We start from the raw sequence: 6,740 nt of genomic DNA, 5'->3' as shown, positions 1-6,740 counted from the left end.
TCCGGCAACGCCTGGATCGGACGCTGCGGCGCCTGCTTCGGCGCCCGTGCCGGCATCGGCTACGCAGTAAGATTTTTCGGCCAGCCAGATCAAACGCCGCCCCATGTGGGCGGCGTTTTCGTTTCTGCCTTGCCGGGTTTTACTGCGTTTGCGAGCCTCGCGCTTAAAATAGGCGCTTCCTGACCGCCGCGCCGGTCATTGCCCACTCGAGCGCCCGATGAACGACGATCAGCTTCTCCGCTACTCCCGCCATATTCTCGTCGATGAAATCGGCATCGAAGCGCAACAACGCTTTCTGGATGCGCACGTGATGATCATTGGCGCAGGCGGCCTTGGCGCCCCGGCGGCGATGTACCTGGCGGCGGCGGGTATCGGCGAGATGACGCTGGTCGATGCCGATACCGTCGATCTCACCAATCTCCAGCGCCAGATCGTCCACGCCACGGCATCCGTGGGTGAACCCAAGGTGGACTCGGCGCGCAGGACGCTCGCCGCGCTCAACCCCGATGTCAAGGTGAACGCGGTCGCCACGCGCGCCGACGCGCAATGGCTGAACGACAACGTCCCGCACGCGACTGTCGTACTCGATTGCACCGATAACTTCGCCACCCGCCACGCCATCAACGCGGCCTGTTACGCGCATGGCGTGCCGCTGATCTCGGGCGCCGCGCTCCGCTTTGACGGCCAGATCAGCACCTTCGATTTTCGCTCCGCGCAATCGCCGTGCTACGCGTGCGTGTTCCCGCCTGACGACGCGTTCGAAGAGGTGGCCTGCTCGACCATGGGCGTCTTCTCGCCGACGGTCGGCATTATCGGCACGATGCAGGCGGCGGAGGCGCTGCGTCTGATTGGCGGCTTCGGCACGACATTGCAAGGACGCCTGATGATGCTCGATTCGCTGCGCATGGAGTGGAACACCATGCGCATTGCAAGGCAGGCGGACTGCCCTGTTTGCGGATCACATACGGCGAAATAGTGCCTTTCGCGCGTCGCCCGCATGCGTTGTCTCAAATTTAAGATTCCTCCAATTTAGCTGATGGTTCGGCTGCCTTATCGTGGCTGCTGAACCTTAAAGCGATTGGAGCAACACGTGAGTGAGACAGCAAGCCAAAGCACGCAGCGCGGCCGGAATGAAACTGAATTTGCACGCCCGGGCCCACCGGCACTGAGCGGCGCCGAAGGAGTCCGCTTCGACTTCAACTATGGATGCCGCGTGCAAGTGCCGGTGGATGGCTGGCGCGTTCGCATGATAGACCTGGACACGTTCAACGTCGTACTTGACGAAGCTGTGGAAGCCAACACCGTGATCACGAGCAGGCGTAAATATTTCGTGCGTTTCCTGCTAGAAGTGTTCGACGGTCAGCGCCTCGTCTTCTCCCACACCTTCAATGCGGCCAACAAGAAAGTGGCATTACGCATGGCGCCGCTTGCGCTCGGCGATTCGATCGCGTGGATGCCGGTCATCGATGCATTTCGCGAGCAGCACAGTTGCGAACTGCACATGCCGCTGGGGCCGCATCTGCAGCCGCTTTTCCGCGAGGGTTATCCGCGTCTGCATATTGAAACCGACGAAGAACTGAACAGTCAGGCGGATACGTTCTACGCTACGTACTACATCGGTCTGCTCAAGCCATTTTCAGAGCGCGATCATCAACCGACCGACCCACGCGTGAGCAACATGCAGGACATGATTGCCTACCTGCTCGGCGTGCCTTGCGAGGAACGCCGCCCGAAAGTGGTCATCACCGATAAATCCCGCCTAATCACGGAGCGTTATGTTTGCATCGCGACGCAATCGACTGCGCAATGCAAGTACTGGAACAACCCGCGCGGCTGGCCAACGTTGATCGCGCATTTGAAAACACTCGGCTACCGCGTCCTGTGCATCGATAAAGAGCAGTCATACGGCAACGCCGAATACATGAACACGATGCCTGAAGGCGCCGAGGATTTCACCGGCAACCGGCCATTGCAGGAACGTTTGAGCCTGTTGAATCACGCGGATTTTTTTATCGGACTGGGAAGCGGGTTGTCGTGGCTCGCGTGGGCCGCGGGCACGCCCGTTGTGATGATCAGCGGGTTTTCGCATCCATCGACGGAATTTCGCACGCCGTATCGCGTGATCAATTTTCATGGCTGCAATAGCTGCTTCAACGACACGACCGCCGAGTTCGAAGCCACGGACTTCGCGTGGTGCCCCCGCCGCGCGGACAAGGCGCAGCGGTTCCAGTGCACGTCGATCATCACGCCTGAATTCGTGATGCGCGTGGTGGACAAGCTGATAGCCGACAAGAAACTGCTGGCTCAAGCCTTCTGAAGCACCGCCAGGGCCGCAAGCAATTCCGCGGGTTCATACGCTGCAAGCACGTCCGCGACGGGCTTGTTCAAGGCCTTCAGATCCGCGCGCAGGATCTCCTGCTTGACGACCAGCAACTGACTGGGGTGCATCGAAAATTCGGTCAGCCCCATGCCGAGCAGGAGGCGCGTCACGCTCGGGTCGCCGGCCATTTCGCCGCACACTGAAACTGGCACGCCTGCGGCTTTCGCTTCGCGCAACGTGAACGCGATCAAGTGCAGCACAGCGGGGTGCAGCGGATCATAAAGATGCGCTACAGCGTTATCCGCGCGATCGATGGCAAGCGTGTACTGGATCAGATCGTTTGTCCCGATCGACAGGAAATCGAGCCGCTTCAGGAACAGGCGCACCGCAATTGCCGCGGCTGGAATCTCGATCATCGCGCCGACCTGCACATTGCGGTCGTATTCGATACCGGCGCTGTCAAGCTGACGCTTCGCTTCGTGGATCAGGTCGAGCGTCTGGTCGATCTCCTGCGCGTGCGCGAGCATCGGGATCAGGATCTTCGCCCGGCCAAACGCCGATGCACGCAGGATGGCGCGCAGTTGCGTCATGAACATCTGCGGTTCGGACAGGCTCCAGCGGATCGCGCGCAAGCCGAGCGCCGGGTTTTGCGCGGTCTCGTAGCCGTCGCCGCTGCTCATCGATTCAAGCGGCTTGTCGGCGCCGACATCGATTGTCCGGATGGTCACCGGCCGGCCGTTCATCAGTTCGATGGCCCGCTTGTAAGCCTCGAATTGCTCCTCTTCCTCCGGCCGCTCGTCCTTGTGGTTCATGAACAGGAATTCACTGCGGAACAGGCCGACGCCCATTGCGCCGGCATCGAGCGCGGTCTTTGCGTCGTCGGGCAACTCGATGTTCGCGCACAAGTCGATCTTCGTGCCGTCGAGCGTCTGCGTGGGCGAGAACTTGAGGCGCTGAAGCTTCCTCTGTTCGAGCACCTTCTCGCTTTGCCGATACGAATATTCTTCGAGCACGATCGGCGCGGGATCCACGATCACAATGCCGTGATCGCCGTCCACGATGATCAGATCGTTCTGCCGGATCAACGCGCTCGCCTGCTGCACACCCACCGATGCCGGAATGCCCAGGCTGCGCGCCACGATCGCCGTGTGCGACGTGCGCCCGCCCAGGTCCGTGACAAAACCCTTGAACGCCTGCGTCTTGAACTGAAGCATGTCGGCCGGCGCAATGTCATGCGCGACCACGATCATGTCGTTGTGACCGTTGGTCGCGGCGCCATCGACCACGAGCGTCGCCGTGGACGGAGCGCCCGCCAGCGCCTTCAACACGCGTTCGACGACCTGCTGGATATCAGCCTTGCGTTCGCGCAGATATTCGTCTTCGATATCGTCGAAATGGCGGCTCAGGATCTCGAGCTGTTCGGTGAGCGCCCATTCCACGTTGTATCGGCGGGTCCGCACCAGATCGATGGTTTCGTGAACGAGCATGGCGTCGTTCAGGATCATGGAATGGACGTTGATGAAGGCGCCCATTTCGCTGGGGGCATCGGCCGCGAGGTCCTCACGCAGCGCGTCGAGCTCCGCGTGGACCTGCGCCTGGGCTGCGTGAAAGCGTTCGATCTCACCGTCGATACGATCCGGCTCGACGAGGTAATGGTCGACATCCAGCGCGGCGGCCGCGATCAGATACGCACGGCCAATGGCAATGCCGCGGGAGACTGGGATTCCATGCAGCGTGAACGACACGCGCACCTCTCTGGTTAGGGTGGATCGCGGTTGCGTCGTATTTGCAGGCTGGCAATGCCCGAACATACGATTGCGCGCCTCATTATAAATTCGAACGCGATCCCTCACCGTTTGCGCTGCAGCAACGCATAAAAAAAGCCGCGTTGGAACGCGGCTCTCTTCAAAACATCTTCGATGACAAGCTCACTGACCTTCGCCAAATTTGTCGGCGATCAAGGCGAGAACGGCCTTCATGGCCTCGGCTTCGTCGGCGCCCTCGGTTTCGATCGTCACCGTGCTGCCGATTCCCGCTGCCAGCATCATCACTCCCATGATGCTTTTTGCGTTGATCCGACGGCCGTTGCGGCTCATCCAGATCTCGCATTGAAAACTTCCTGCCAGTTGTGTGAGCTTTGCTGAGGCACGCGCGTGCAGACCCAGCTTGTTCACAATCGTTGTTTCTTGTTGCAGCATGATGCTCCGGGCGCTAGGTGAAAGGGCTGACTCGTGCAGGTGCCTTGGTTTTAATGACTGACTACTTTTTCCGGCTCGCTGGCAACCGCCGCCGATTTCACCGCACAACTTGCCGCGGCAGCGGCGCTCGCCATTGCGCAAGGATTTGCAGGTGTCGACGCGTCCAGCTCCTGAATGCCCTTCGATCCGCCCTGGAGCGACTTTTCGGCCATCGTTTCCAGCGGCGTGGTCCGGTAGCACACGGCGCGCACGAGCATGGGCAGGTTGACGCCGGCCAGCACGCGAACCGTGTCGCTTGCAAGGCTCTGCGCAATGTTCGCGGGCGTTGCGCCGAAAACATCGGTGAGAACGATCGCGCCGTTCTCTTCCTTCAGACGGTCGATCTCGGAGCGCGCGAACGCACGCACCTCTACAGGATCGCAGTCCGGCATCACATCGATCACGCCGATGCGCGCGGGCAAACCGCCGTAAATGTGGGAAATGCACTCACGTAGCGCCGAAGCGAAAGGTGCGTGAGCAATGATCAGAATGCCAGCCATATCAGAGTGTGCTGCCCCAAAACGACGAGATACGTCGGAAATCGTGGGAACTTGCTGTTATATGCGCGCAATTAAAAAGCGACCGCAAACATCGATCCGGATGCAAAAGCGTCGAAAAAGCCCGCATATTGCAAGCTTAGTCGGAATTTGCACGTCTTGCGCAGCGCAATATGAAACACGTTGCGGCAAATTCTCACTTTCAATTTCGGGGCCGGATCGCACCGCGAAACGAATCTCATGAGTGGCAGATTGTAGCAGTCCGGACGGATTCAACTGCCCGGCTGCCACTTTGACAGGCACCTCTAAATTGCAACAGCACGCTCCAGTGCATCGATAAACATTCCCGCCACATCGAACCCGGTCTGATCCATGATCTCGCGGAAGCACGTCGGGCTCGTGACGTTCACTTCGGTGAGATAGTCGCCGATGGCGTCGAGCCCGACCAGCAGCAGGCCGCGATTGAACAGCGTCTGCCCCAGCGTTTCAGCGATCTTGCGGTCGTTCTCGGTCAGCGGTTGCGCGCGTCCCAAGCCACCGGCGGCCAGATTGCCGCGTACTTCGTTGCCTTGCGGAATCCGCGCAAGCGAATACGGCACCGGCTGCCCGCCGATGATCAGAATACGTTTGTCGCCATCGGTGATTTGCGGGATGAACTTCTGCGCCATGACGCTGCGCGCGCCGTTGTCGCTCAGCATTTCCACGATCGTGCCGAGGTTCATGCCATCGGCTTTCACGCGGAACACGCCCATGCCGCCCATGCCGTCGAGCGGCTTCAGGATCACGTCGCCGTGCTCTGCGTGGAACGCGCGCAGCCGGTCGGCGTCACGGGTGACCAGCGTCGGCACGACGAATTGCGGCCATTCGCCGATTGCGAGTTTTTCGGAGTGGTCGCGGATTGCCTGCGGCTTGTTGAAGATGCGTGCACCGGTACGCTCGGCCAATTCGAGCAGCCAGGTGGTCGTCACGTATTCCATGTCGAACGGCGGGTCTTTGCGCATCAGAACGGCATCGAACTGCTTCAGATCGCGCAGTTCCGGCGTTGCGGCCGAGTACCACGGCGAACGCGCGGAATCCGCCACGTCGCCGACTATGGACACGCGTTGCACCAACCCTTCGACCTTGCCCGACACCCAGGCCAGGTGCTGCGGCTCGCACGCGTAGAGCGTGTGCCCGCGGCGGGCGGCTTCGGCCATCATCGCGTAGGTCGTGTCTTTGTAGATCTTGAAATGATCGAGCGGATCGGCGATAAAAAGGATGTCCATAAGCGTCCAGAACGGCCGTTCGGCCTTGGTTTATTCGGTAAAAAGCGGCAGCGGTCTGCAATACGCGATTTTTAACACGTTGCGTGCGTTCGCGCCTGACGTGCAAACGGCCGCAACTCGTGCGGCCGTCGTGCTCCGGATTCAAAGCTTAAACCTGAATGGCTTCCGGATCAGTCTTTTCCAGTTCCACCGATGCCGCCAGCAATCCCAGCCGCGCCACCACGCCATACATGTAGAAGCGGTTCGGCGGTGCTGGGATTGCTGGCGGGATCGGGGGAACTGGAAAAGACTGATCCGGGAGGCATTCAGGTTTAAGCTTTGAATCCGGAGCACGACGGCCGCACGAGTTGCGGCCGGTTGCACGTCAGGCGCGGACGCACGCAACGTGTTAAAAAACGCGTATAGCAGACCGCTGCCGCTA

At 60.3% G+C, this 6,740-nt stretch carries 6 protein-coding genes; 2 read left to right on the top strand and 4 right to left on the bottom strand.

Annotation, left to right across the window (positions count from 1 at the left end):
* Positions 1-217: 217 nt before the first annotated feature.
* Entirely contained in the window at positions 218-976 is a 759-nt protein-coding gene (locus ACRXB1_RS26905; protein WP_449493759.1) for a HesA/MoeB/ThiF family protein, read from the top strand.
* A 114-nt stretch (positions 977-1,090) separates the two neighbouring features.
* On the top strand, positions 1,091-2,317 hold the full coding sequence (locus ACRXB1_RS26900; protein WP_449493758.1) for an autotransporter strand-loop-strand O-heptosyltransferase: 1,227 nt from the start codon (positions 1,091-1,093) through the stop codon (positions 2,315-2,317).
* On the opposite strand, the gene ptsP is transcribed toward ACRXB1_RS26900, so the two are convergent.
* From ptsP to gshB, 4 genes are all read right to left on the bottom strand, one after another.
* On the bottom strand, positions 2,305-4,065 hold the full coding sequence (ptsP, locus tag ACRXB1_RS26895; protein WP_172811903.1) for a phosphoenolpyruvate--protein phosphotransferase: 1,761 nt from the start codon (positions 4,063-4,065) through the stop codon (positions 2,305-2,307). The genes ACRXB1_RS26900 and ptsP overlap by 13 nt on opposite strands.
* Positions 4,066-4,248: 183 nt before the next feature.
* Entirely contained in the window at positions 4,249-4,518 is a 270-nt protein-coding gene (locus tag ACRXB1_RS26890; RefSeq protein ID WP_060817338.1) for an HPr family phosphocarrier protein, read from the bottom strand.
* A gap of 50 nt (positions 4,519-4,568) precedes the next feature.
* A complete protein-coding gene (locus ACRXB1_RS26885; RefSeq protein WP_062168831.1) occupies positions 4,569-5,057 on the bottom strand; it encodes a PTS sugar transporter subunit IIA in 489 nt (162 codons plus the stop codon).
* A gap of 302 nt (positions 5,058-5,359) precedes the next feature.
* Entirely contained in the window at positions 5,360-6,319 is a 960-nt protein-coding gene (gene gshB / locus ACRXB1_RS26880) for a glutathione synthase (protein WP_061998320.1), read from the bottom strand.
* Between the last annotated feature and the right edge of the window lie 421 nt (positions 6,320-6,740).

This window comes from Caballeronia sp. M23-90, assembly GCF_053574605.1.
This window is presented reverse-complemented; position numbering and strand designations above follow the sequence as displayed.